We start from the raw sequence: 25,864 nt of genomic DNA, 5'->3' as shown, positions 1-25,864 counted from the left end.
GTCTAAGCCGCTGGCAATGCGCATGGGGGTAATCGTCTGAGTGTGTGGGAATAGCTGTGGTAACTTGTTGTATGTGGACCGCTAAGCCGCTTCGTTTAAGCAGGTTGGGCTCAGGCTGTGTCAGGCATAGTCAGTGGTAATCCCCGTGGTAATTTCTGATTGGAGGCCCGCTGACCCGTATAAAACGGTGTATGCTTACATATGACATCTCAGTCCAATCAACCCCGTCTACGGCGAATTCACTGCTCACTGTGTCTTGAATTGGTGATTTGATATGTGCCAATCCTCATGCGAAAAATCACGGGATTTTATTCATAACTTTTGAATAGCAATAACGTTCCCATTCAAGCATCATAATTCTTCTCTTTTCAAGTAAATTGCCTCTACGATAGGCCGCTTCAACTTTGTTGCTAATGATGTGTGCCAAAGCCATTTCGGCAACCTCATTTGAATGCATTGTTTCTTCTGCTACCCAGTCTCTAAATGTACTTCTAAATCCATGTATGGTTACGCCCTTTGAATATTTTGCTAAAGCTTTCGCCATAGTTTGATGTGATAAATGTTTCCCATCAATGGAAAAAATATAACTGCTATCGACATCGTTATTAATGGCTTTACATATGAGTTCTTTGGATCTTTCTCCAAGTGGCACTATGTGCTCTTTGCCAGCTTTCATTCTATCGGCAGGAATAATCCATAAATCTGATGATATTTCATTTCTATTTGCTTTTAATACTTCAGAGGTTCTTGATGCATTCAAAATTAAGAACTGAATTGCTAGAGATGAAGTTGTTTTCAAATGATAAAGATAATTTATGAAATCTGGAATTTCCATGTATTTCATTGCTGGATAGTGTTTTACTATGTACTTTACCTTTGGAAGTAGATTTTCAAGGTGTCCATTCCAGATGGCGGGATTAGGCTTGGTTCTTAAGCCTGCTGTAATTGATGCTGAGAAAATTCGTTCCATGACTGCCCTAATTCTTGTAGCAGTTTGGTGTTTTTCTTGCCATATCGGATTAAGTATATTTACGATATGTTCAGTAGTTATTTCTTCTAATGAAATTTTCCCAATTTCGGGGAATGTGTATTTTTTTATTGCACTAATCCAGCTTCTTTCGTTCTTATCAAGCATCCAGTTTGGTCTGACTCTGTCAATGTACTGAATCGCATAGGTTTCGAATTTGCAGGATTTTGTTCGTTTTGTCTCGGCTCTACTGAGTTTCCGTTCATCAACAGGGTTGACACCAGCAAGCAACTTAGCACGAATCTTTGTTGCTTGCTTTCTAGCTTCTTGAAGCGTTACAGCAGGAAAGTTGCCAAGGCTTAGATCGAACCTTGAACCATTGAAGGTGTACCTGAGCACCCAATACTTCTTGAGGTCAGTTCTTACCCATAGATGCAACCCTCTGGTGTCTGGGATTGTGTACCTGGTCGGATGGCTGATGTTTTTAAGTGTGCGGATGTCAACGGATTTCTTCATTTATACGCTTTCAATTTTTACCACGCACAGTCAAAAATCCCGTGATTTTTCGCATGAGGATTGGCACATATCAAATCACCAATTCAAGACACAGTGAGCAGTGAATTCGCCGTAGACGGGGTTGATTGGACTGAGATGTCAGCAAGCCCCGCGTGGCACATTCGATGAGCGGGTGAGTCGGGCAGGTCGCATTAAGATGCGGGCATGAGCCCAAGCCTGTCTGCCCAGCTGCCCACCGATGTGCAAAGCATCCTGACCCTGGCGGCGCGATCCTTGTTTGATGTGTTTGCCAATGCCAGCGAAGGCATGCTGCTGGTGGACCGCTCGGGGCGGGTGGTCTGGATCAACGACCAGTACCGCCGCTATTTGCCTGCTCTGGGTTTTTCCAAAGAATCCGATTTTGTCGGGCAACCGGTGTCGAGCGTGGTGCAAAACACCCAGATGCACCAGGTGATTGAAACTGGCAAGCCCATTTTGGTGGACTTGCTCACCAATCAGGCGGGGACTTTTGTGGTCAGCCGTTTTCCTTTGCGCGACGAGGCTGGGCAGGTGATCGGTGCTTTGGGCGTGGTGCTGTTCGATCAGCCCCAGTCCAATCTGCAGCCCCTGATGAGCAAGTTTGCTTTGATGCAACGCGAGCTGGACGAGACCCGCGACGCCCTGGCGGCCCAGCGCAGATCGGCATCGGGCGCGCGCCAAGCCAAGTACAGCTTTGCCAGTTTTGTGGGCGCCAGCGCAGCGGCTGCCGAGGTCAAGCGGCAAGCGCGCCGGACTGCACAAACCCACTCACCCGTGCTGCTGCTGGGTGAGACAGGCACAGGCAAGGAGCTGCTGGCCCATGCGATCCATGCGGCATCCACCCGTTCACGTGGTCCTTTGGTCAGCGTCAACATCGCCGCTGTGCCTGAGACGCTTTTGGAAGCCGAGTTCTTTGGCGTGGCGCCTGGCGCGTTCACTGGCGCCGAGCGCAAAGGCCGAGACGGCAAATTCAAGTTGGCCGATGGCGGCACCCTGTTTTTGGACGAGGTCGGCGACATGCCTTTGGGCATCCAGGCCAAGCTGCTGCGGGCTTTGCAGGAAGGCGAGATCGAGCCCTTGGGTTCCAACAGCCTGCTGCCAGTGGATGTGCGCATCGTGGCGGCCACCTCGCGCGATTTGCCCGCGCTGGTGCGGGCCGGTCAGTTTCGCGAAGATCTGTTCTACCGTCTGCACGTGTTGCCGGTTAAAGTGCCGGCCTTGCGCGAGAGGGTGCAAGACATTCCAGCCTTGGTGGAGGTCTTGCTTGAAGACATCTGCGGCCGCAATGGCCAGGTACAGCCCGAACTCAGTCACGAAGCCATGGCTTTGCTGATGGGGCAGGGCTGGCGCGGCAATGTGCGTGAGCTGCGCAACGTGTTGGAGCAGTTGATGGTCCGCACCGAGTCGGCTCAGGTGGATGTGGCGTTGGTTCGCTCTGTGCTCAGCGATGCCGGGGTGGACCAGATCGCACCGCCAGCGTCCTCGTCAGTCCCAGCGCTACCGGCACCTTCTGGTCAGGCCACCGCCCCTTTGTGGGTGCAAGTGGCCGAGCTGGAGCGGCAGGCCGTTCAGGCCGCCTTGCAAGGCACGGGTGGCAACAAAGTGGCTGCGGCCAGACAGCTGGGCATCTCACGGGCCAAACTGTACCAGTGTCTGGGTCAGAATGGCTGAAATTAAGGCAGTGCATTAATTTTGGACAATAAGTGCATTTAATTGAGACATGATGGAAGTGCATTCTCAGGCTTTCATCACAAAATTTCTCTAAAAATCAAAGACTTGCAGGTGCTTGCCAAGACCATGGGTTTTGGCACAGCATGTGCATGGACATCTAACCACCCCTGATACCCAAGGAGACCCACCATGTTCCGTCGTCAACTCATCTCGCTGGCCGCACTGGCCGCCTGCTCCGTGCTCAGCCCCCTGGCCATGGCCCAGGGCAAGGACATCAAGATCGCCCATATCTACAGCAAGACCGGGCCGCTAGAAGCCTATGGCAAGCAGACCCAGACGGGCTTGATGATGGGCCTGGACTACGCCACAGGCGGCACCATGACGGTGGGTGGCCGCAAGATCGTGGTGATTGAAAAAGACGACCAGGGCAAGCCTGATTTGGGCAAGAACCTGTTGGCCGCCGCTTATGGCGACGACAAGGTGGACCTGGCCGTGGGCCCAACCGCCTCGCCTGTGGCTCTGGCCATGCTGCCGGTGGCTGAAGAGTACAAAAAGATTTTGTTGGTTGAACCGGCTGTGGCCGACTCCATCACCGGCGAAAAATGGAACAAATACATCTTCCGCACTGGCCGCAACAGCAGCCAGGACGCGATTGCCAATGCCGTGGCGGTGGACAAGGAAGGCGTGAGCATCGTCACCATGGCCCAAGACTCGGCTTTTGGTCGTGATGGCGTCAAGGCCTTCAAGGAAGCGCTGAAAAAATCCAAGCTGGTGCACGAAGAGTACCTGCCCCCCGCAACCACCGACTTCACCGCCGGTGCGCAGCGCATGATCGACAAGCTCAAGGGCCAGCCCGGTCGCAAGATCATCTTCATCATCTGGGCCGGTGGCAACCCCTTCAAGATCGCCGACATGGACTTGAAGCGCTACGGCATCGAGATCGCCACGGGGGGCAACATCCTGCCCGCCATGGTGGCCTACAAGCAGTTCCCTGGCATGGAGGGCGCGGCTTACTATTACTTCGGTATGCCCAAGAACCCGGTCAACGACGCCATGGTGTCGATGCACTACCGAGAGTTCAAGACCCCGCCGGACTTCTTCACCGCAGGCGGCTTCTCGTCGGCCATGGCCTTGGTGACGGCGTTGAAGAAAACCAATGGCGACACCAGTGCCAACAAGCTGATCGGTGCCATGGAAGGCATGAGCTTTGACACGCCCAAGGGCAAGATGACCTTCCGCAAGGAAGACCACCAAGCCATGCAGAGCATGTACCACTTCAAGATCAAGGTCGACCCGGCTTTTGCCTGGGGCGTGCCTGAGTTGATCCGCGAGATCAAGCCCGAAGAAATGAACGTGCCGATCCGCAACAAGCGCTGATTGCAACAACTTTGTGGGAGCCCCGCCCTCGGGGCGATTTTTTGTTCTGCGAGTGCCTCATCGCGGCGAGGGCGCCGCTCCCACAAGGGCCTCTCCCACGAACGCTTTGATGGATGGAATGCTTGAAACCCAAAACTTGACCGTGCGGTTTGGCGGTCATGTGGCGGTCAATTCGGTCTCGTGCCGCTTTGCCCCCGGCACGCTGACCGCCATCGTCGGCCCCAACGGGGCGGGTAAAACCACGTACTTCAACCTGATCTCGGGGCAGTTGCCTGCCACCGATGGCACGGTGCACCTGAACGGGCGCGAGCTGACGGGCCTGACGGCTTCGGCGCGCACCCGTGCGGGCCTGGGCCGGGCGTTTCAGCTGACCAACCTGTTCCCGAACCTGTCGGTGCTGGAGAACGTGCGCTTGGCCGTGCAGGCCACAAAAGAGGGCGCACACCGCCGGGGTTTGAACCTGTGGAGCATCTGGAGCGACCACGCTGCCTTGACGAACCGCGCTTTGGACATTCTGCAATCCGTGTCCATGACCGCGCAGCAGCATGCCCCCGTGGCCAGCCTGCCGCACGGTGACCAGCGCAAGCTCGAAGTGGCGCTGTTGATGGCGCTGGAGCCCTCGGTCTACATGTTCGACGAGCCCACCGCAGGCATGAGCCATGACGAAGCGCCGGTGATCCTCGATTTGATCCGCCAGCTCAAGAAAGACAAAACCAAGACCATCCTGCTGGTCGAGCACAAGATGGATGTGGTGCGCGAGCTGGCCGACCGCATCATCGTGCTGCACAACGGCACGCTGGTGGCCGATGGCGAACCCGGCGAGGTGATCGCCTCGCCGATTGTTCAGGAAGCTTACTTGGGCAAAGCCAAGGAGGCTGCATGAGCACGCCAAACATGGACAAAAATTTGTTGACCCTGGAAGGTGTGCACACGCACATCGGGGCGTACCACATCCTGCACGGGGTTCAACTCGCCGTGCCGCGTGGCGAACTCACCATGCTGCTGGGGCGCAACGGCGCGGGCAAGACCACCACACTGCGCACCATCATGGGCTTGTGGCAGGCGTCACTTGGGCGCATCACCTTTGGCGGTGAAGACATCACGCAGCTCAACACGCCTGCCATTGCGCAAAAGAACATCGCCTATGTGCCGGAAAACATGGGCATCTTCTCGGACCTGAGCGTGAAGGAAAACATGCTGCTGGCCGCCCGCAGCGCCAAGAACGCGGCGCAGATGGACGAGGAGCGCTTGCAGTGGATTTTCAAACTCTTCCCTGCGGTGGAAAAGTTCTGGAACCACCCGGCAGGCAAATTGTCCGGCGGCCAAAAGCAGATGCTGGCGGTCTCGCGGGCGATTGTGGAGCCGCGTGATCTGCTGATCGTGGACGAGCCGAGCAAGGGCCTGGCCCCGGCCATCATCCAGAACATGATCGACGCCTTCCAGCAGCTCAAGGCCAGCGGTGTGACGATTTTGCTGGTCGAGCAAAACATCCACTTCGCCCAGCAGCTGGGTGACACCGTGGCCGTGATGGACAACGGCCGTGTGGTGCACGCGGGCCGCATGCAGGCGCTGGCCGAAGACACGGCCTTGCAGCAATCCCTGTTGGGGCTGGCCTTATGAAATTCCTGCAAGACATCGATACCCGGCCTTTGCTGCTGGTGCCTTTGCTGGCGCTCCTGGCCTGGCCCCTGATCGGATCGGGCTCGACCTGGCTCACGCTCACGGTGGCGGGCCTGGCCATGGGCATGATCATCTTCATTATGGCCTCGGGCCTGACGCTGGTGTTTGGCCTGATGGACGTGCTCAATTTTGGTCACGGCCTGTTCATTGCCCTGGGGGCTTTTGTGGCCACCAGTGTGCTGGGGGCCATGGGCGACTGGACGGGCTCGGGTGAGTGGTGGCGCAACATGGTGGCGGTGCTGCCCGCGATGTTGATCGCGATGGCCGTGGCCGCCGCTGTGGGTCTGGCTTTTGAGCGCTTCATCGTGCGGCCTGTTTACGGCCAGCACCTCAAGCAGATCCTGATCACCATGGGCGGCATGATCATTGGCGAGGAACTCATCAAGGTCATCTGGGGGCCGCTGCAGATCGCCTTGCCCTTGCCCGAAGCCATGCGTGGCTCGGTGTTCTGGGGCGATGCGGCCATCGAGAAATACCGCCTGCTGGCCGTGACCGTGGGTCTGGCCGTGTTTGCTGCGCAAATGTGGGTGCTGGGCCGCACCAAGATCGGCTTGCTGATTCGCGCGGGCGTGCAGGACCGCGAGATGGTCGAGTCGCTGGGCTACCGCATCCGCAGCCTGTTTGTGGGGGTGTTCGTGGTGGGCAGCGCCCTGGCAGGTCTGGGTGGTGTCATGTGGGGCCTGTACCAGCAAAACGTCGTGCCGCAGATGGGTGCCCAGGTCAACGTGCTGATCTTCATCGTCATCATCATCGGTGGGCTCGGCTCCACGGGCGGGGCACTGATCGGGGCTTTGCTGGTGGGTTTGATGGCCAACTACACCGGCTTTCTGGCCCCCAAATTGGCGCTGTTTTCCAACATCGCGCTGATGGCGGGCATTCTGCTGTGGCGTCCGCAGGGCGTGTACCCCGTGGCCAACCGTTGAAAGTCCAGACATGTTCAACCGTTTGATTTCCAACGACCATCCGCGCAGCCGTTTGCTGGCTGCATTACTCATCGCCACTTTGCTGGGTTTGGCTTTTGCACCTTTTCTGTTCCCTGGCGTCAAGGCCTTGTCGGTCGCCGCCAAGGTGCTGATTTTTGTGGTGTTGGTGGCGGGTTTTGACCTGCTGCTGGGCTACACCGGTATCGTGAGCTTTGCGCACACGATGTTCTTTGGCATTGGGGCCTATGGCATCGCCATCTCGTCCAACACCTGGGGTCCGACTTGGGGCGCTTTGGCCGCTGGCTTTGCCTTGTCGCTGGCGCTCACTCTGGTGCTTTCACTGGCTATTGGTCTGTTTTCGCTGCGGGTGCGGGCCATTTTTTTCGCCATGATCACGCTGGCCGTGGCGGCAGCTTTTCAGACGCTGGCTTCGCAACTGTCTGACTTCACGGGCGGTGAAGATGGCCTGAGCTTCAAGCTGCCCGAGCTGCTGCTGCCCAGCACAGAGTTCAGCGAAGAGCCGTTTCTGGGCGTGTCGCTGGACGGGCGTCTGCTTTGCTACTACCTGCTGTTTGTGCTGGCGGTCGGCATGTTGTTATCGCTCCTGCGCATCGTCAATTCACCCTTTGGCCGCGTGCTGCAAGCCATCCGCGAAAACGAGTTCCGCGCCGAGGCGATTGGCTACCGGGTGGTGGTGTACCGCACGCTGTCCAGTGTGCTGTCGGCGCTCTACGCCTGTGTGGCTGGTGCGATGCTGGCGCTTTGGTTGCGTTACAACGGGCCGGACACCTCCCTGAGTTTTGAAATCATGATGGACGTGCTGCTGATCGTCGTCATTGGCGGCATGGGCACCATCTATGGCGCAGCGATTGGCTCGGTGCTGTTCTTGCTGGCGCAAAGCTATTTGCAGGACCTGCTGCGCCTCGCGAGCGATGCCACAGCCGCGCTGCCTTTGCTGTCGTCCTTGCTCTCGCCTGACCGGTGGCTGCTGTGGCTGGGGCTGCTCTTTGTGCTGTCGGTCTACTACTTCCCGACCGGGGTGGTGGGGCGTCTGCGCACCCGTGCCGCCTTACGGGCTTGGGCGTCCTCGAAAAAGGGGTGAGGCTGATATGACGTTCACATCCAACTACATCCGCTGCGCCGGGCTCGAAATCCATTACACCGATTGGGGCAAGGCCGACAAAGGCACCGTGATCGCCTGGCACGGCCTGGCCCGCACCGGGCGCGACATGGACGAGCTGGCGGCGCACCTGAGCGCCAGGGGGTACCGGGTCATCTGCCCCGACACGGTGGGCCGCGGTTTGTCACAGTGGAGCAGTGCGCCCGAGCAGGAGTATTGCCTGGCTTTTTACGCCCGGCTGGCGCGTGAGCTGATGGATGGCTTGCAGCTGCGTGCTGTGCACTGGGTGGGCACCTCCATGGGCGGCGCGATCGGCACGTTGTGCGCGGCGGGGCTGGTCGAGCCCACACTGAAGCACCGCATTCTGAGCCTGACCCTCAACGACAACGCGCCCGAGCTGGCACAGGCGGCCATCGACCGCATCAAGGCCTATGCGGGCACGCCCCCGGCTTTTGCCACGGTGACCGAACTCGAAGCGTTTTTGCGCCAGGTCTACAAACCCTATGGCTGGCTGAGTGACGCCCAGTGGCGACGCCTGAGCGAAACGTCCACCCGCCGCCTACCTGATGGACGCGTGACGCCGCACTACGACCCGGCCATGGTGACGCAGTTCACTGCGCACCCCCAGGACTACCTGATCTGGGAGCACTACGACGCCATCCAGGTGCCTGTGCTGCTGCTGCGCGGTGTCGAGTCTGATCTGGTGTTGCCCGAAACCGCGGTCGAGATGCGCCGCCGTGGACCCGGTGCCCGTGGCAAGCTCAAGCACATCGAAGTCCCTGGCTGTGGCCATGCTCCGGCACTCAATGTGCTGCAGCAGCTGGAATGGGTGACCGCCTTCATCGAGGCGGTTTGATCACCCGCAAGTTTTGAGGGACTGAAAGTGGTTTTCAGGTTTTGGCGCCATGCGCCAAAGCCCGCATCCGGCTGGCGGCCAGTGCTGCAGCATCCGGCGCTGACAAATCCCAGCCCTGCATGTGCCCCAGGCTGATGTCTGCCAAAGCCTCGATCCACTGCGCATTGTTATTCAGACAGGGGATGTAGCTGAAGCTTTCGCCGCCTGCATGCAAAAAGGCCACTTGTGCTTCTTGCTGGATTTCTTCCAGCGTTTCCAGGCAGTCGCTGGTGAAGCCCGGGCAGATCACATCGATCTTTTTCACGCCTTGCTGGGCCATGGCGATCAGCGTGGGCTCGGTGTAGGGCTCCAGCCACTTGGCTTTGCCAAAACGCGACTGGAAGGTGAGCTTGTACTGGTCTTTGGACAGACCCAGCGCCTCGGCCAGCAGGCGGCCGGTTTTCATGCATTCGCAGTGGTAGGGGTCGCCCAGGTGCAGGGTGCGCTCGGGCACGCCGTGAAAGCTCATCACCAACTTTTCAGCCTGGCCATGGGTGGCCCAGTGTTCGCGCACCGTCTGCGCCAGCGCGGCGATGTAGCGGGGGTCGTCGTGGTAGCGGTTCACAAAACGCATCTCGGGCACGAGGCGGGTTTTGAGGCCCCAGCGGTAGACCGCGTCGAACACGCTGGCGGTGGTGGTACCGCTGTACTGCGGGTAGGCGGGCACGATCAGCACGCGCTGCACACCCTCGGCCTTGAGGGCGTCCAGCTGCTCGGGGATGGACGGCTGGCCGTAGCGCATGGCGTAACGCACCGTGACGCTGTGGCCGCGCTCTTGCAGGGTGGTGCTCAGCGACTGGGCTTGTTGTTCGGTGAAGACTTTGAGCGGTGAGCCGCCTTCGGTCCAGATGCTGGCGTATTTGACAGCCGATTTTTTGGGGCGCACGCGCAAGATGATGCCGTGCAGGATCAGCCACCAGATGGGCTTGGGGATTTCGACCACGCGGCTGTCGCCCAAAAACTCGGCCAAGTACTTGCGCAGGGCCGGGGCTGTGGGGGCGCTGGGTGTGCCCAGGTTGCAATACAAGACCGCCGTTTTGGCGGCCTGACCGTGCTGGAAGGAGGGTTCTTTGTGAAATGCCATGTCGGGTATTCTCCCTCACCATGCTTGACCTCTCCCGCATCCGCGCCATTACCCTCGATCTGGACGACACCTTGTGGCCCGTCTGGCCCACCATCCACCGCGCCGAACAGGTGCTGATGGACTGGCTGACCCAGCACGCACCCGCCACGGCGGCGTTGTCTTGCCAAGCCGAGGTCAAACAAGCGGTGCGCGCCGAGATCAACGCCCGCCATGCCGACCGGGCGCATGACCTGTCTTTTTTGCGGCTGGAGGCCATCCGTGCGCTGCTGGTGCAAGCCGGTGACCCGGGCCACTTGGCCGAGCCTGCGTTTGAGGTCTTTTTTGCCGAGCGCCAGCGGGTGGATCTGTTTGACGACGCGCTGCCCGCCTTGGCGTTCTGGAGTCAGCGTTATCCGGTGGTGGCGCTGTCGAACGGCAACGCCGATGTGCATCGCGTGGGCATTGGCCAGCACTTTCATGCCAGCGTGAGCGCCAAGTCGCTGGGCGTGGCCAAGCCCGACTTGCGCATTTTTGTGGCGGGGGCACAGGCCGCAGGTGTTGCGCCGCATGAGGTGCTGCACATCGGCGACGACGCGCACGCAGACTGCGTGGGCGCTCTGGCCGCAGGCATGCAGGTGGCCTGGCTCAACCGCGAAGGCCAGGATTGGAGCCACGGTGACACCCGACCGCACCTGGAGGTGCGAGACTTGCATCAACTGTGTGCCTGCTGGCCCGAATACCAACCTTGAGGAGACCGACATGACTTTGAAAATTTACGGCATTGGCCCATCCCGCGCTGCGCGCCCCATCTGGACGGCGCTGGAGTTGGGTGTGCCTTTCGAACTCGTCTCTACACCTTACGCCGGGGGAGCGACCCGCACGCCCGAGTTTCTGGCGATCAACCCCAACGGCCACATCCCGGTTCTGATCGATGAACGCCCCGAAGGCACTGTCACCGTGTGGGAGAGCATGGCTTGCGCCCTGTACATCGCCCGTGTGCACGGCCAAGCCGATGGCCAAACGATCACGCCCGCCACGCCGCGCGAAGAAGCCGAAGCTCTGCGCTGGAGTTTTTGGACGGTGACTGAATTGGAAAGTGATGCACTCACTGTGCTGATGCACCGCATGGCCATGCCCGAAGACCAGCGCAAGCCCGAGTTGGCTGACAGGGCAGAAGGCCGTTTGAAAGTGCCGCTGGCTGTGCTGGAAAAGCACCTGCAAGCCCAAAACGCCATTGGTGAAGCCTATCTGGCCGCCAAGCGCTTCACCGTGGCCGACGTGTGTGTGGCCAGCGTCGCCAGCTGGATTCGTCCTGCGGCTGCGCTGCTGGCACAGTACCCGGCGGTGTCAAGCTGGCTCAAGCTGTGTGTGGAGCGGCCAGCGCAAATACAGGCGCGGGGGATGAAATAAGCAGACGCTGGTAGCGTGCGGTGGGCGGTCAGAACCGCCCCAAAGCCTGCATCTTCCAGGCCAGCCACAGCTTGCGCAGCGGCGTGAGGGCAATGCGCTGGTGCAGCACCTGAAAGCCCGAGGCTTCGATCTCGCGCAGCAAGGTGCGGTAGATGCTGGCCATCATCAGGCCGGGTTTTTGGGCACGGCGGTCCGAGGCAGGCAGCAGGGCCAGGGCTTCGTCGTACAGGGCGTGGGCGCGGTCGGCCTGGAACTTCATCAGCGCAGTAAATCGGTCTGAATAAGTGCGCTGGATCAGCTCATTGGCCTTGACGCCAAAGCGTTGCTGCTCGTCCAGTGGCAGGTAGATGCGCCCGCGCATGGCGTCTTCGCCCACGTCGCGGATGATGTTGGTCATCTGAAAGGCCAGGCCCAGCTTATGGGCGTAGGCGGTGGTGGCCTCGTCGGTCTGGCCAAAGATGCGGGCGGCGACTTCGCCCACGACACCCGCCACCAAATGGCAGTATTTCGCCAAGCCCGCAAAGTCCAGGTAGCGGGTCTGGTTGAGGTCCATCTGACAGCCTTCAATCACGGCCATCAGGTGGCGGCTCTCGATGCCAAAGGGTTGGGTGTGCGGCATGAGCGCGTGCATGACCGGGTGGGTGGGTTGGCCGGCATAGGCTTGCTGCACTTCTTTTTGCCACCAGCCGAGCTTGGCGGCAGCCACGCTGGGGTCTGTGATTTCATCGACCACGTCGTCCACTTCACGGCAAAACGCATAAAACGCGGTGATGGCGGCGCGGCGCTCGGGCGGCAGGAACAGGAAGGCGTAATAAAAACTGCTGCCCGAGGCGGCGGCTTTTTGCTGGACGTAGTCTTGCGGGCTCATGGGCTGGGATTGTCTCACTGCGACAGGCGCTGAAATTCATGGGCCAGTGCATTTGGAGAGGCCAGCCGCCAGAGAAGTCGCCAGAGCAGCGCACGCACTTCGGAGCGTGGCATTTTCACGCGCTGGGGGAGGGCTTGCGGCCCCGCCTGGCGCAGCAGGGCCACCGTGCGGGCACCGATCAAGGCGGGCAGGGCGCTGGCCAGGCGCAGGCGGCGGCTGGTCAGGCGCTGGCTGTACAACACGCCCTCCCGCAATTGGGTATGGGTTTGCTGAAGATAGTCGTCCCAAAGGGGGGCCAGTCGCTGCAGTGTGGCCGCATCTCCGGTGCGAGAGGCTTTCATGAGTTGTTCAGGGCTCAGACCCAGTGGGGCCAGGCGCGTTTCGGGCAGGTAGCAGCGGCCTGCGACCAGATCGGCCCCGGCATCGCGCAGGATGTTCAGCCTTTGCAGGCCCATGCCATAGGCCCGGCCTGCTTGCCGCATGGCGTCCGTGCTTTGGGTGGCAAAGCCGGGTAAGTGGCGTTCGCACAATTCGGTCCAGAACTCGCCCACACACCCGGCCACGAGCCAGGTGTAGTCGTCCAGCTGCGCATCGGTGGCCAGGGCTGCAGGCCCTTGGCCAAATCGCTCAATGTCCAGAATCTGTCCGTGTGTGATGTGGCCCAGCACCCAGCGCACACTGTTCTGGTCATCGGGTGAGAGCGCTTGCAGCAGGGGCAGGCAGTCGGGCAAGCCTTGCATCAGTGAGCGCTCATGCGGGTCGGTCTGGCGCTCGGCAAACTCGGTCAGGGCCTGGTGGCAGTGCCGCAAGTCACCCGCGGGTGCATCGATGGCGGCCATCATGGCTTGGAGCAAGTCCAGCCGATCGGCCTGGGGCAGTGTGGTGGTGTCGGCCACCGTGTCGGTGGCGCGTGCCAGCAGATAGCCCACCTCAATGGGGGCCTGCAATGCCGAGGGCAATAGCCGAATCGACAGGTAAAAAGAGCGTGAAACACCCCGAAGGAGCTTTCTTGGAGCACTGCTGAAAGGACCGGCTTTTTGCATGGGTGATCGTATTGTCGCTTGACAGATGTCAGGAGATTCAATAGATTACTAACCAGTCAGTCATTAATATTTTGCAGGGAGTGCCATGTATTTAAGCAAGTTCAGGACATCAACGTCTGTACAGTGGACCACCCGTGTGGCCTTGGGTGCCGGGGTGTTGGCTTTGGCGGCCTGTTCGCGCCAGACGCCTGTAGAAGAGCCCGTTCGTGCGGTCAAGCTGTTGACCGTGGGTGCCTCAGACCTCAATGCCCAGGCCGAATACGCCGCCGAAATCCGTGCACGCATCGAGTCCCGCCTAGGCTTTCGCGTGGCAGGCAAATTGACCGAGCGTCAGGCCGAGGTTGGGCAGCGGGTACAGGCGGGTCAGGTGCTGGCCCAGATCGACCCGCAGGACTACCAACTGGCTGCGCAAGCTGCCCAGGCGCAACTGGCCGCAGCGCAAACCCAGCGCGATTTGAGCCTGGCCGAGTTGCGCCGTTTTGAGGGGCTGCGGGCCCAAAACTTCATCAGCAGCGTCGAGCTGGAGCGCCGAGAGGCCGCGTTCAAGGCGGCCGATGCCAGCCTGGCCCAAGCTCGCGCGCAGGCCCAAGCCCAAGGCAACCAAGCGGCGTATGCACGCCTGCAGGCCACCACCAGCGGTGTGGTGACCGGGGTGGAAGCCGAGGTGGGTCAGGTCGTCTCGGCCGGGCAGCCCGTGGTGCGTCTGGCGCATGACGGCCCGCGTGATGCGGTGTTTGCTGTGCCCGAGCAGGCTGTGATGGCATTCAAAACCGGGCAAGCCATGCCGGCGGTGTTGACCAGCACCGGGCAGGTGCTCAAGGGCCGTGTGCGCGAGGTGGGCGCGAGCGCCGATCCGGTGACGCGCACCTTCACCATCAAGCTGGCGCTGGATGCCTCCGAGAAGCTGCCTTTGGGTGCGACGGTCAATGTGCAGGCGGGCGCCCTCAAGGGTGTACAGCCCCCGGTGATCAAGTTGCCGACCAGCGCTCTGCGACAAGAAGGTGCCGGCACCGCTGTTTGGGTGCTCGACGAAGCGGCCATGACAGTGCGTTCTCAGCCCGTGCAAGTGGGCACGGTGGATGGCAACCAGGTCGTGATCGTGTCGGGCTTGCAGACCGGTCAAAAAGTGGTGGCCGCTGGTGTGCATGTCTTGACAGCGGGCCAGAAGGTGACGGTCTATGCGGACCCCGCCACGGCTGCAGTGACTACTGCCTCAGCCCCGGCCAGCGCCGCAACGGGACGGTGACCGGCCATGGCTTCGCAAGATCAAAAATTTAACCTCTCGCGCTGGGCGCTGGAGCACCCAGCCCTCACGCGCTACCTGATGGTGGCGCTCATGGTGCTGGGCATGGCGTCGTACTTTCAGCTCGGGCAGGACGAGGACCCGCCTTTCACCTTCCGGGCGATGGTGGTGCGCACCTATTGGCCCGGGGCCACGGCCCAGCAGGTGGCCGAGCAGGTGACCGACAAGCTCGAACGCACGCTGCAGGAAGTGCCCTATTCGGACAAGATCCGCAGCTACTCCAAGCCAGGCGAGTCGCAGATCATTCTCGAACTCAAGGACTATTCCAAGCCTGGTGAGGTGCCTCAGGTTTGGTACACCGTGCGCAAGAAGATTGGCGACATGCGCGCCACCTTGCCTCAGGGGGTGGTGGGGCCGTTTTTCAACGACGAGTTCGGCGATGTTTACGGTGTGATCTACGCCCTGAGTGGCGACGGTTTCAGTGCGGCCGAGGTCAAGGCGCATGCCGACCGCGTCCGCCAGACGCTGCTGCGCGTGCCCGATGTGGCCAAGGTCGAGCTCTTTGGTGTGCAGGACGAAAAAGTCTTCATCGACGTCTCGCAAAAGAAGATCGCCCAGATGGGTCTGGACATGGGGGCGGTGCTGGCACAGCTGGGGCAGCAAAACGCGGTCGAGTCAGCGGGTACGATGCAGTCGCCCCATGATGTGGTGCAGGTGCGCGTGGGCGGCCAGTTCCAGAACCTGGACGACCTGCGGGCCATGCCCATTCGGGGTGGCTCGGGCGCACAGGTGCGCCTGGGCGATATCGCCACAGTCAGCCGCGGTTATGCTGATCCACCTTCCGTCAAGGTGCGCCACGAGGGCCAGGAAGTCATCGCGTTGGGCGTGAGCATGGCCAAAGGGGGAGACATCATCGCGTTGGGCCATGCGCTGGGCAGTACGGTCAAGAAAATAGAAGCGACATTGCCCGCAGGTCTGACCCTGAAACAGGTGCAGGACCAGCCTGCTGCCGTGTCCAAATCCGTTAACGAGTTCATCAAGGTGCTGATCGAGGCGGTGGTGATCGTGCTGGCGGTGAGCTTTTTGTCACTGGGCCTGCACAAACGCCCCGGGCAGAACCCGCTGTGGCGCCGTTGGACGCTGGACATCCGTCCTGGTTTGGTGGTGGGCATCACCATCCCGCTGGTGCTGGCGGTGACCTTTCTGGCCATGAACTACTTCGGCATTGGCCTGCACAAAATCTCGCTGGGTTCGCTCATCATCGCGCTGGGCTTGCTCGTGGACGACGCCATCATCGCGGTCGAGATGATGGTGCGCAAGATGGAAGAGGGCTACGACAAGTTCCGCTCTGCCACTTTTGCGTACGAGCTGACGGCCATGCCCATGTTGACGGGCACGCTGATCACCGCAGCCGGCTTTTTGCCCATTGGCATCGCCAAATCGGTGACGGGTGAATATACCTTCGCCATCTTTGCGGTCACCGTGATCGCCCTGATCGTGAGCTGGGTGGCTTCCGTCTACTTTGTGCCTTATCTGGGCGCATGGCTGCTCAAGCCGCCAGCGCACGCCGTTGCCGGTGAGGGTGCCGGGCACAGCCACGACAGTGCCGAGATGTTCGACACACCTTTCTATCGCCAGTTCCGCCGTTGGGTCACCTGGTGCGTGACCCACCGCTGGAAGACGATCGCCATCACCATCGCCCTGTTTGTGCTGGGTATCGTGGGCATGGGCAAGGTGCAGCAGCAGTTCTTCCCTGATTCCAGCCGTCCTGAAATTTTGGTGGACCTGTGGCTGCCAGAGGGCGCGCCCTACAGTGCCAGCGAAGAGGTGGCCAAGCGGGTTGAAAAACGCCTGGCACAAGAAGAGGGCGTGAGCTCGGTCACCACCTGGGTGGGCTCGGGTGTGCCGCGTTTTTACCTGCCGCTCGATCAGGTGTTCCCGCAGAGCAACGTGTCGCAGCTGATCGTGCTGCCGCGTGACCTGAAAGTGCGCGAGAGCCTGCGCGTCAAGCTTCCGGCCTTGCTGGCGCAGGAGTTCCCCGAGATCCGTGGCCGCGTCAAGCTGCTGCCCAATGGCCCGCCTGTGCCATACCCGGTGCAGTTCCGCGTGGTCGGCAGCGAGCCTGTGGCCCTGCGTCAGAAGGCCGAAGAGGTCAAGGCGGTGATGCGCCGCAACGTCAGCGCCCGGGGGGTCAACGACAACTGGAACGAGTCGGTCAAGACCGTGCGTTTGGAAGTGGACCAGGCCAAAGCCCGCGCCCTGGGCGTGACCAGCCAGTCCATTGCCCAGGCTTCGCGTACCCTGCTGTCGGGTGCGCCCGTGGGCCAGTTCCGTGAAGGCGACAAGCTGATCGACATCGTCCTGCGTCAGCCTTTGAACGAGCGCGACGCGCTGTCCGATCTGGGCCAGGCCTATGTGCCCACGGCGTCTGGCAAATCGATTCCGCTCTTGCAGATTGCACGCCCCGTGTTCGGCTGGGAGCCGGGCGTGATGTGGCGCGAAGGCCGCCAGTACGCCATCACCTTGCAGTCCGACATCGCCGAAGGGGTGCAGGGTGCCACGGTGACAGCGCAGCTGCAGCCTGAATTGCAGAAGCTCCAAGCCCAGTGGGCCAGCCAGGGGCAAAGCGATTACCGCATTGAGGTCGCCGGCGCGGTGGAGCAAAGCTCCAAAGGCTCGGCCTCGATTGCGGCGGGCGTGCCCATCATGCTGTTCATCACCTTCACCTTGCTGATACTGCAGTTGCAAAGCTTCAGCCGCTCGGTGCTGGTTTTCCTGACCGGCCCCTTGGGCATGGCAGGGGTGGCGGCGGCCTTGCTAGCGCTCAATCGCCCGTTCGGTTTTGTGGCCTTGCTGGGGGTGATCGCGCTCATGGGCATGATCCAGCGCAACTCGGTGATCCTGATCGACCAAATCGAGCAGGACCGTGCTGCAGGTATCGAGGGCTGGCGGGCGATCGTCGAGTCGGCGGTGCGCCGTTTGCGCCCCATCGTGCTGACGGCCGCTGCCGCCGTGCTGGCCATGATCCCGCTCTCACGCAGCGTGTTCTGGGGCCCGATGGCCGTGGCCATCATGGGTGGTCTGATCGTGGCCACCGCCCTGACTTTGCTGGCGCTGCCGGCCATGTATGCGGCCTGGTTCCGTGTGCCGCGCCCGACAGAGGCTGCCCAGGCGGCTTGAAAAACACCGTGGCAGAGGGGAAAACCAGCACCGCCCGAACCCGAAAACGGGGTTCGGAGCGGCTAAAATAGAAAGTTGACCGATTTCAAGCGGGCGGTCAGGCCTGTGGATGGCTCCCATCCCGGCCTGTTCGCCCTTTTTGTTTGGACCCGCGCGGGTGGCGAAATTGGTAGACGCACCAGGTTTAGGTCCTGACGCCAGCAATGGTGTGGGGGTTCGAGTCCCCCCCCGCGCACCACGGTTTCCGGCTCAGGCCGGAAAACGATTCACATTAACCGAGAACGACAATGACAGTGACTGTTGAAACCCTTGAAAAACTGGAACGCAAGATCACCCTGACTGTGCCTGTGACGGCCATCCAGTCCGAGGTCGATGCACGCCTGAAGAAAATGGCCCGCACGGTCAAGATGGACGGTTTCCGTCCCGGCAAGGTGCCCATGAACGTGGTGGCGCAGCGCTATGGCTACTCGGTTCAGTACGAAGTGCTGAACGACAAGGTGGGTGAAGCCTTTGCCCAGGCCGCCAACGAAGCCAAAGTGCGTGTGGCTGGTCAGCCCCGCATTTCCGAAAAAGAAGGCGCGCCCGAGGGTGAGCTGACTTTTGACGCCGTTTTCGAGGTCTACCCCGAAGTCAAACTGGCCGATCTGGCCAGCACCGAAGTCGAAAAACTCACAGCCGAAGTGTCTGACGCTGCCATCGACAAGACCGTGGACATCCTGCGCAAGCAGCGCCGCACCTTCGCCCAGCGCGCGCAAGACGCTTCTGCGCAAGACGGTGACCGCGTGACCATCGACTTCGCCGGCAAGATCGACGGTGAAGCCTTCGAAGGCGGCAAGGCCGAGGACTTCCAGTTCCTGGTCGGCGAAGGCCAGATGCTCAAGGAGTTCGAAGACGCTGTGCGCGGCATGAAGTCGGGCGAAAGCAAAACTTTCCCGCTGGCGTTCCCTGCCGACTACCACGGCAAGGATGTGGCTGGTAAAACTGCTGACTTCTTGGTGACCATCAAGAAGATCGAAGCCGCCAACCTGCCTGAAGTCAACGAAGCCCTGGCCAAGTCTCTGGGCATTGCCGACGGCACCGTTGAAGGCCTGCGTGCCGACATCCGAAAGAACCTGGAGCGCGAAGTCAAGTTCCGCCTGCTGGCCCGCAACAAGCAAGCCGCCATGGACGCCTTGGTCGCCAAGGCCGAGCTGGATCTGCCCCAGTCCATCGTGCAGTCCGAAGTCGAACGCCTCAAAGACGGTGCCCGCGCCGATCTGAAGCAGCGCGGCATCAAGGACGCCGACAAGGCCCCGATCCCTGACGACATCTTCCGCCCCCAAGCCGAGCAGCGCGTGCGTCTGGGTCTCGTGGTGGCCGAGGTGGTGCGCAGCAACGAACTGCATGCCAAGCCCGAGCAGATCAAGGCCCACATCGAAGAGCTGGCTGCCAGCTACGAGCGTCCTGAAGACGTGACCCGCTGGTACTACAGCGACAACCAGCGCATGGCCGAAGTCGAAGCGGTCGTGATCGAAGGCAATGTGGCCGATTTCGTGCTGAGCAAAGCCAAAGTCACCGAAAAAGCCATTTCCTTTGAAGAGCTGATGGGCCAGGCCTGATCGGTCCTCGGGTTTGCACCCATGAATGGGGCTTGAGCCGGGCTTGCAGTCCGGCTTTCAAGCCCCATCTTCTTGGTGCTTGCCAAAATTGGTTAAAGTTGGTTTCAATTTCTGGAGAAATGATGAGCGCACTGGACATCACTAATCTGGGCATGGTGCCCATGGTCGTTGAACAATCGGGCCGAGGCGAGCGTGCCTACGACATTTATTCGCGTCTGCTCAAGGAGCGCGTGATCTTTCTGGTGGGCGAGGTCAATGACCACATGGCCAACCTGATCGTGGCCCAGTTGCTGTTTCTGGAGAGCGAAAACCCCGAAAAGGACATCTCGCTGTACATCAACTCGCCCGGCGGTTCGGTGAGTGCGGGCATGGCGATTTACGACACCATGAATTTCATCAAGCCGGATGTGTCGACCCTGTGCAACGGCATGGCCGCCAGCATGGGCGCGTTCCTGCTGTCAGCGGGCGCCAAGGGCAAGCGTTTTTCTCTGCCCAGCTCCAAGGTCATGATTCACCAGCCCCTGGGCGGTGCGCGTGGTCAGGCGACCGAGATCGAGATCGCCGCACGCGAAATCATCAAAACCCGAGAGCAGCTGAACCGCATCCTGGCCGAGAACACGGGCCAACCTCTGGAGCGCATTGAGCGTGATACCGAGCGCGACTACTACCTGTCCGCGCAAGAGGCCAAGGAGTATGGTTTGGTCGATCAGGTCATCGCCAAGCGCACTTGATGACTGCCGGTTCAACCGGCACCTTTGGGGACGGCGTTTACCTGCTGAGGTGAGCGCCGTTTTTCTTTCGTTATCATTGACGAATATCCGGATTCCGAGGCGACATTTATGGCCGACAAAAAAGGCTCAACCACTGAGAAAAACCTGTACTGCTCTTTCTGCGGCAAGAGCCAGCACGAGGTCAAAAAGCTGATTGCAGGTCCGTCGGTTTTCATCTGCGATGAATGCATCGATTTGTGCAACGACATCGTGCGCGACGAGCTCACGACCAACACGCTGGCGGAAGGGACCAAAGACGGTCTGCCTACCCCATCGGACCTCAAGTCCAACCTCGACAACTATGTGATTGGCCAGGAAAAGGCCAAGCGCAGCCTGGCTGTGGCGGTGTACAACCACTACAAACGCCTCAAGCACAAAGACGGTGCCAAGAAAGACGATGTCGAGCTGGCCAAGAGCAACATCTTGCTGATCGGCCCCACGGGCTCGGGCAAGACGCTGCTGGCGCAGACCATGGCCCGCATGCTGGATGTGCCTTTTGTGATGGCCGACGCCACCACCTTGACCGAAGCCGGTTATGTGGGTGAAGACGTCGAAAACATCGTGGCCAAGCTCTTGCAGACCTGCAATTACGACGTCGAGCGTGCCCAGCGCGGTATCGTTTACATCGACGAGATCGACAAGATCACCCGCAAGTCCGACAACCCCTCTATCACCCGCGACGTGTCGGGCGAGGGCGTTCAGCAAGCCTTGCTCAAGCTGGTTGAAGGCACCATGGCCAGCGTCCCACCACAGGGCGGGCGCAAGCACCCCAACCAGGACTTTTTGCAGATCGACACGACCAACATCCTGTTCATCTGCGGCGGCGCGTTTGCGGGCCTCGAAAAAGTCATCGAAAGCCGCACCGAATCCGGGGGCATTGGCTTTGGTGCCACGGTCAAGAGCAAGAAGCAGCGCTCACTCACCGAGGTGTTCACTGACGTGGAACCTGAGGACTTGATCAAGTTCGGTCTGATCCCCGAGTTGGTGGGGCGCTTGCCGGTGGTGGCTACCCTGGCCGAACTGACAGAAGAGGCCCTGGTGCAAATTTTGACCGAGCCCAAGAATGCCGTGGTCAAGCAGTTTGCCAAGCTGTTGGCCATGGAAGGCGTCGAGCTGGAGGTGCGCTCCAACGCCCTGCATGCCATCGCACGCAAGGCGCTGGCCCGCAAAACGGGTGCCCGTGGCCTGCGCTCCATCTTGGAGCAGGCCTTGATCGACACCATGTACGAATTGCCCAACGCGGTGAATGTGGAAAAAGTGGTGGTGGACGAGTCCACCATCGACGAAAACAAGCCACCGCTGCTGGTTTACCGCGAGTCGGCCAAGCAGGCCTGATCGCCATGGACTACCAAGCCATGTTGAAGCCCCTGCATGCAGATGGGTTGAAATTGAGGCTATTGCATCCATGTGATGCTTACACACTGAGGTAACACCATGTCCGGACACCCCCCATTGCCTTCCACCCCGATCGATCTGCCGATGTTGCCTCTGCGCGACGTGGTGGTGTTTCCCCACATGGTGATTCCGCTGTTTGTGGGCCGCCCTAAGAGCATCAAGGCGCTGGAGTCGGCGATGTCGACCGACCGCCGCATCATGCTGGTGGCGCAAAAAACCGCAGCCAAGGACGAGCCTGACGCGTCTGACATGTTCGATGTGGGTTGCGTCTCGACCATCTTGCAGATGCTCAAATTGCCCGATGGCACGGTCAAGGTGCTGGTCGAAGGCCAGCAGCGCGCCCTTGTGCAGAGCATCGTGGACGGCGATGCCCACTTTGTGGCCACCGTTCAGCCCGTGGACCCCGCAGCCGAGCTGTCCGAGTCCAGCAGCGAGACCGAAGCGCTGCGCCGCGCAGTGATGCAGCAGTTTGACCAGTATGTCAAACTCAATAAAAAGATACCCCCCGAGATCCTGACTTCGATCTCCAGCATCGACGATGCGGGTCGCTTGGCCGACACGATCGCGGCGCACCTGCCGCTCAAGCTCGAAAACAAGCAGGCCGTACTGGACCTGTCGAGCATCAAGGACCGCCTGGAAAACCTCTTCACCCAGCTTGAGCGTGAAGTGGACATCCTCAATGTCGACAAGCGTATCCGTGGCCGCGTCAAGCGCCAGATGGAAAAGAACCAGCGCGACTTTTACCTGAACGAACAGGTCAAAGCCATCCAGAAAGAACTGGGTGAGGGCGAAGAGGGCGCGGACATCGAAGAGATCGAGAAAAAGATCAAGGCCGCCAAGATGCCGGCTGATGCCCGCAAGAAGGCTGAAGCCGAGCTCAAAAAGCTCAAGCTCATGTCGCCCATGTCGGCCGAGGCGTCGGTGGTGCGCAACTACATTGAAGTGCTGACAGGACTGCCCTGGAGCAAAAAGACCAAAATCAAGCACGATCTGGCCAATGCTGAGACGGTGCTGAACCAGGACCACTTTGGCCTGGACAAGGTCAAAGACCGCATTCTGGAATACCTCGCCGTGCAGCAACGCGTTGACAAGGTCAAGGCCCCCATCCTGTGCCTGGTGGGGCCGCCTGGCGTGGGCAAGACCTCGCTGGGCCAGTCCATTGCCAAAGCCACAGGTCGCAAGTATGTGCGCATGGCACTGGGTGGCATGCGTGACGAGGCCGAAATCCGCGGTCACCGTCGCACCTACATCGGCGCCATGCCCGGCAAGGTGCTGCAAAGCCTGAATAAGGCCGGTACCCGCAACCCCTTGTTCCTGCTCGACGAGATCGACAAGCTGGGCACGGATTTCCGAGGTGACCCGTCGAGCGCCTTGCTGGAGGTGCTGGACCCCGAGCAAAACCACACCTTTGGCGATCACTATGTAGAGGTCGACTTCGACCTCAGCGATGTGATGTTTGTGGCCACATCCAACTCCATGAACATCCCGCCAGCGTTGCTGGACCGGATGGAGGTCATTCGCCTCTCGGGTTACACCGAGGACGAAAAGACCAACATCGCCATGCGTTACCTGCTGCCCAAACAGCTGGAAAACAACGGCATCAAAGCTGCTGAATTGAATGTGACGGAAGAGGCCATCCGCGACGTGGTGCGTTACTACACACGCGAGGCCGGTGTGCGTTCGCTCGAGCGTGAGCTGTCCAAGATTTGCCGCAAAGTGGTCAAGGGCTTGCTGTTGGGGCAGATGCAAGCGCAGGTCCAGGTCACCGCAGATAACCTCAACGACTTTCTGGGTGTGCGCAAGTACACCTATGGTCGTGCCGAACAGAAAAACCAGGTCGGTCAGGTGGTCGGTCTGGCATGGACCGAAGTGGGCGGCGATTTGCTGACCATTGAGGCCGCGCTGATGCCGGGCAAAGGTGTCATCACCCGCACGGGCTCGCTCGGTGATGTGATGAAAGAGTCTGTGGAAGCTGCCCGGACCGTGGTGCGCAGCCGCTCGCGTCTGTTGGGCATCAAAGACGAGGTCTTCGAAAAGAAAGACCTGCACATCCACGTGCCCGATGGCGCTACGCCCAAGGACGGTCCAAGCGCAGGCGCAGCCATGGTCACTGCCATGGTGTCGGCCATGACCAGCATCCCCGTGCGTGCCGATGTGGCCATGACAGGTGAGATCACCCTGCGTGGCGAAGTCACTGCCATTGGTGGCCTGAAAGAAAAACTTTTGGCGGCTTTGCGCGGAGGCATCAAGACCGTGCTGATCCCTGAAGACAACGTCAAGGACTTGCAGGACATCCCCGAGAATGTCAAAAATGGTCTGGAGATCGTGCCAGTCAAATGGGTGGATCAGGTGCTGGAGATCGCGCTCGAAGCCAAGCCGGTTCCGTTGACGGAAGAGGAGATCGCCGCGGCGGTGTCCGTGGCGGCTTCGACGGCCAAAACGGAGGCCACCAAGCATTGATGCAAATTTATGGTGCGCACTTCGGTGAGCCCTTGAATTTGCGCTATAATTTGCCTGTTGCAGCGAACAAAGCATACAATGCCAAGTTCACTCAAATGCGGGAATAGCTCAGTTGGTAGAGCGCAACCTTGCCAAGGTTGAGGTCGCGAGTTCGAGCCTCGTTTCCCGCTCCAAACATCGGAAGAAGTGCCAACATCTTCCAGCAAAAAGGGAAGCACATGCTTCCCTTTTTTGTCAGAACGTGGCGCGGTAGCAAAGCGGTTATGCACCGGATTGCAAATCCGTGTAGGTCGGTTCGACTCCGGCCCGCGCCTCCAAAGATTTCTGAATGGAATCAACAACTTAGCCCGATTCGATCGGGCTTTTTTGTGTCTGCGATTCCCTCAAAATCCACTCATTTCCCGGTCTTTGCTACGCAAATCCGTAGCAATGCTACGCTTGGACGGATCAATTTGTCCGTGGATGGCAGTTGACATTTCACACCCGCAGCCTCATCTTCGGGTCATGGCAATCATTCAACGCGGGGACCGGTGGCAGGTCCGCATCGACAGTAAATTGCTGCCACGCAAACACTTCGCAACCTTCAACTCGAAGGTTGAAGCACAACAGTACCAAACGCACTTGATGAGCATGATCGAGCGCGGTGTGGTGCCCGTTGATTTGGTCGAAACACCTGACCATCGCACCGGCTTGAAGCTCGCCACGTTGATCGACAACTACAAACTCAGTTCACCCGGACCGGCACCATCGGACCTGGCCAACCTCGACCGCATCAAGGCGGAGGTGGGTCAGGTGACACTTGACCGCGTGACCATCACCTGGTGTGACAAGTGGGTCAGCAAGCTCAAGCTGGAACAAAACCTGGCGCCCGGCTCGATCCGCAAACGGGTGGAGGGGCTGGCCAGGGTGGTTGATTGGCACATCCGCAAGACTACCCCGATCGACCAGACGGCCCCGGCCAATCCGCTGCGGCTAATGCCCAAGGGTTACAGTACCTACACCGCCAAAGAAGGCGAGGTGCTGGCGCAGGCCGACAAGGCGCCCAAGAAAGACCAGCACCGGGAGCGCCGTTTTGCCCCCGGGGAGGAGGATCGCATCAATGCCTCCCTGGCTGGTATCAAGAACCCATCCAAGCAGCGGCCCTTGCCTCAGGACGATGACTTCAAGCTGCTCTACGAAATCATCCTCAACACTGGGGTGCGCCTACGTGAGGGCTACTGGATTCGTTGTGAGGATTACGACGACGCCAGGGGGTTGCTGGAAATACGGGGCACCAAGGGACATGGCGGGGTTATCAAGCGGCGCACGGTGCCGGTGGTGCCGAGTCTGCGACCAGCACTTCGCAAGCGCTGTAAAGGCAAGAAGGGCTTGCTGTTCAAGTTCTGGGACGGGGAACCGGACAACCTGGACAAGGTCACGAATGCGCTGTCCAAGCGCTTCACCACCTTGTTTGCTTATGCCGACATGCCGGATTTCACCGAGCATGACCTACGCCACGAGGCGACCTGCCGTTGGGCCACCATGCGCAACAAGCAAGACAACGGTTGGATGTGGAGCGAGTTGGAAATTTGCAAGATCATGGGTTGGAAGAAAACCGACATGTTCCTGCGCTACGCCTCACTGAGGGGTGAGGATCTGGCGGATCGATTCCTCTGACGGCCGAGGTC

The 25,864-nt window shown here is 60.0% G+C and carries 20 protein-coding genes and 3 tRNA genes; 19 read left to right on the top strand and 4 right to left on the bottom strand.

What is annotated here, in order from left to right; translation table 11 throughout:
* Positions 1–298: 298 nt before the first annotated feature.
* Positions 299–1,483, bottom strand: coding sequence for a tyrosine-type recombinase/integrase (locus IC609_RS12615; RefSeq protein WP_191819817.1), 1,185 nt, complete (start codon positions 1,481–1,483; stop codon positions 299–301).
* A gap of 204 nt (positions 1,484–1,687) precedes the next feature.
* Between IC609_RS12615 and IC609_RS12610 the strand changes: the two genes are divergently transcribed.
* From IC609_RS12610 to IC609_RS12580, 7 genes are all read left to right on the top strand, one after another.
* A complete protein-coding gene (locus IC609_RS12610; protein WP_191819816.1) occupies positions 1,688–3,172 on the top strand; it encodes a sigma-54 interaction domain-containing protein in 1,485 nt (494 codons plus the stop codon).
* A 189-nt stretch (positions 3,173–3,361) separates the two neighbouring features.
* Positions 3,362–4,549 carry a substrate-binding domain-containing protein gene (locus IC609_RS12605; RefSeq protein ID WP_191819815.1) on the top strand — a complete coding sequence of 396 codons (1,188 nt, stop codon included), beginning with the start codon at positions 3,362–3,364 and terminating at the stop codon, positions 4,547–4,549.
* A gap of 118 nt (positions 4,550–4,667) precedes the next feature.
* Complete coding sequence (locus tag IC609_RS12600) at positions 4,668–5,432, top strand: ABC transporter ATP-binding protein (protein WP_191819814.1); 765 nt, start codon at positions 4,668–4,670, stop codon at positions 5,430–5,432.
* Positions 5,429–6,169: an ABC transporter ATP-binding protein gene (locus IC609_RS12595; protein ID WP_191819813.1), complete on the top strand. Its 741-nt coding sequence runs from the start codon at positions 5,429–5,431 to the stop codon at positions 6,167–6,169. Before IC609_RS12600 ends, IC609_RS12595 begins: the two co-directional genes overlap by 4 nt.
* The gene (locus IC609_RS12590) at positions 6,166–7,152 is read left to right on the top strand and encodes a branched-chain amino acid ABC transporter permease (RefSeq protein ID WP_191819812.1); all 987 of its coding nucleotides are present in this window, start codon (positions 6,166–6,168) and stop codon (positions 7,150–7,152) included. The genes IC609_RS12595 and IC609_RS12590 overlap by 4 nt, the downstream gene beginning before the upstream one ends.
* Positions 7,153–7,162: 10 nt before the next feature.
* Positions 7,163–8,254, top strand: coding sequence for a branched-chain amino acid ABC transporter permease (locus IC609_RS12585; protein WP_191819811.1), 1,092 nt, complete (start codon positions 7,163–7,165; stop codon positions 8,252–8,254).
* A gap of 7 nt (positions 8,255–8,261) precedes the next feature.
* Positions 8,262–9,128, top strand: a complete 867-nt coding sequence (locus IC609_RS12580; protein WP_191819810.1) for an alpha/beta fold hydrolase — start codon at positions 8,262–8,264, stop codon at positions 9,126–9,128.
* Between the two features lie 34 nt (positions 9,129–9,162).
* Here the strand turns inward: IC609_RS12580 and hemH are convergent, their stop codons facing one another.
* A complete protein-coding gene (hemH, locus tag IC609_RS12575) occupies positions 9,163–10,251 on the bottom strand; it encodes a ferrochelatase (protein WP_191819809.1) in 1,089 nt (362 codons plus the stop codon).
* A 20-nt stretch (positions 10,252–10,271) separates the two neighbouring features.
* Here hemH and IC609_RS12570 point away from each other — a divergent pair, with 20 nt between their 5' ends.
* The gene (locus tag IC609_RS12570) at positions 10,272–10,979 is read left to right on the top strand and encodes an HAD family hydrolase (RefSeq protein WP_191819808.1); all 708 of its coding nucleotides are present in this window, start codon (positions 10,272–10,274) and stop codon (positions 10,977–10,979) included.
* A gap of 10 nt (positions 10,980–10,989) precedes the next feature.
* Positions 10,990–11,640 (top strand): glutathione S-transferase family protein, encoded by a 651-nt coding sequence (locus tag IC609_RS12565; RefSeq protein WP_191819807.1) that lies wholly within the window; start codon positions 10,990–10,992, stop codon positions 11,638–11,640.
* Between the two features lie 28 nt (positions 11,641–11,668).
* Here IC609_RS12565 and hpnD read toward each other — a convergent pair whose 3' ends face one another.
* The gene (gene hpnD / locus IC609_RS12560; protein WP_191819806.1) at positions 11,669–12,508 is read right to left on the bottom strand and encodes a presqualene diphosphate synthase HpnD; all 840 of its coding nucleotides are present in this window, start codon (positions 12,506–12,508) and stop codon (positions 11,669–11,671) included.
* A gap of 14 nt (positions 12,509–12,522) precedes the next feature.
* Positions 12,523–13,551, bottom strand: a complete 1,029-nt coding sequence (locus IC609_RS12555) for a squalene/phytoene synthase family protein (protein ID WP_191819805.1) — start codon at positions 13,549–13,551, stop codon at positions 12,523–12,525.
* An 85-nt stretch (positions 13,552–13,636) separates the two neighbouring features.
* Between IC609_RS12555 and IC609_RS12550 the strand changes: the two genes are divergently transcribed.
* The 10 genes from IC609_RS12550 to IC609_RS12505 all read left to right on the top strand — a co-directional run bounded on the left by IC609_RS12550 (position 13,637) and on the right by IC609_RS12505 (position 25,853).
* Positions 13,637–14,797: an efflux RND transporter periplasmic adaptor subunit gene (locus tag IC609_RS12550; RefSeq protein ID WP_191819804.1), complete on the top strand. Its 1,161-nt coding sequence runs from the start codon at positions 13,637–13,639 to the stop codon at positions 14,795–14,797.
* Positions 14,798–14,803: 6 nt separating this feature from the next.
* On the top strand, positions 14,804–17,974 hold the full coding sequence (locus IC609_RS12545; protein ID WP_191819803.1) for an efflux RND transporter permease subunit: 3,171 nt from the start codon (positions 14,804–14,806) through the stop codon (positions 17,972–17,974).
* Positions 17,975–18,125: 151 nt separating this feature from the next.
* Positions 18,126–18,212: transfer RNA gene (locus IC609_RS12540), tRNA-Leu, on the top strand.
* Positions 18,213–18,261: 49 nt separating this feature from the next.
* Positions 18,262–19,572: a trigger factor gene (gene tig, locus IC609_RS12535; RefSeq protein ID WP_191819802.1), complete on the top strand. Its 1,311-nt coding sequence runs from the start codon at positions 18,262–18,264 to the stop codon at positions 19,570–19,572.
* 122 nt (positions 19,573–19,694) lie between these two features.
* Positions 19,695–20,303 (top strand): ATP-dependent Clp endopeptidase proteolytic subunit ClpP, encoded by a 609-nt coding sequence (gene clpP, locus IC609_RS12530; protein WP_269902671.1) that lies wholly within the window; start codon positions 19,695–19,697, stop codon positions 20,301–20,303.
* Between the two features lie 108 nt (positions 20,304–20,411).
* Positions 20,412–21,677, top strand: a complete 1,266-nt coding sequence (gene clpX, locus IC609_RS12525) for an ATP-dependent Clp protease ATP-binding subunit ClpX (protein WP_191819801.1) — start codon at positions 20,412–20,414, stop codon at positions 21,675–21,677.
* A gap of 99 nt (positions 21,678–21,776) precedes the next feature.
* A complete protein-coding gene (lon, locus tag IC609_RS12520) occupies positions 21,777–24,197 on the top strand; it encodes an endopeptidase La (RefSeq protein ID WP_191819800.1) in 2,421 nt (806 codons plus the stop codon).
* A 97-nt stretch (positions 24,198–24,294) separates the two neighbouring features.
* A tRNA-Gly gene (locus tag IC609_RS12515) sits at positions 24,295–24,370 on the top strand.
* A 70-nt stretch (positions 24,371–24,440) separates the two neighbouring features.
* Positions 24,441–24,514: transfer RNA gene (locus tag IC609_RS12510), tRNA-Cys, on the top strand.
* 187 nt (positions 24,515–24,701) lie between these two features.
* Positions 24,702–25,853, top strand: coding sequence for a tyrosine-type recombinase/integrase (locus tag IC609_RS12505; RefSeq protein WP_191819799.1), 1,152 nt, complete (start codon positions 24,702–24,704; stop codon positions 25,851–25,853).
* Positions 25,854–25,864 lie beyond the last annotated feature (11 nt).

Origin of the sequence: Limnohabitans radicicola, from assembly GCF_014837235.1 — a bacterium.
GTDB lineage: Bacteria > Pseudomonadota > Gammaproteobacteria > Burkholderiales > Burkholderiaceae_C > Limnohabitans_A > Limnohabitans_A radicicola.
Note: the sequence above shows the minus strand (reverse complement) of the source record. Positions and strands in the feature narration are given on the sequence as shown.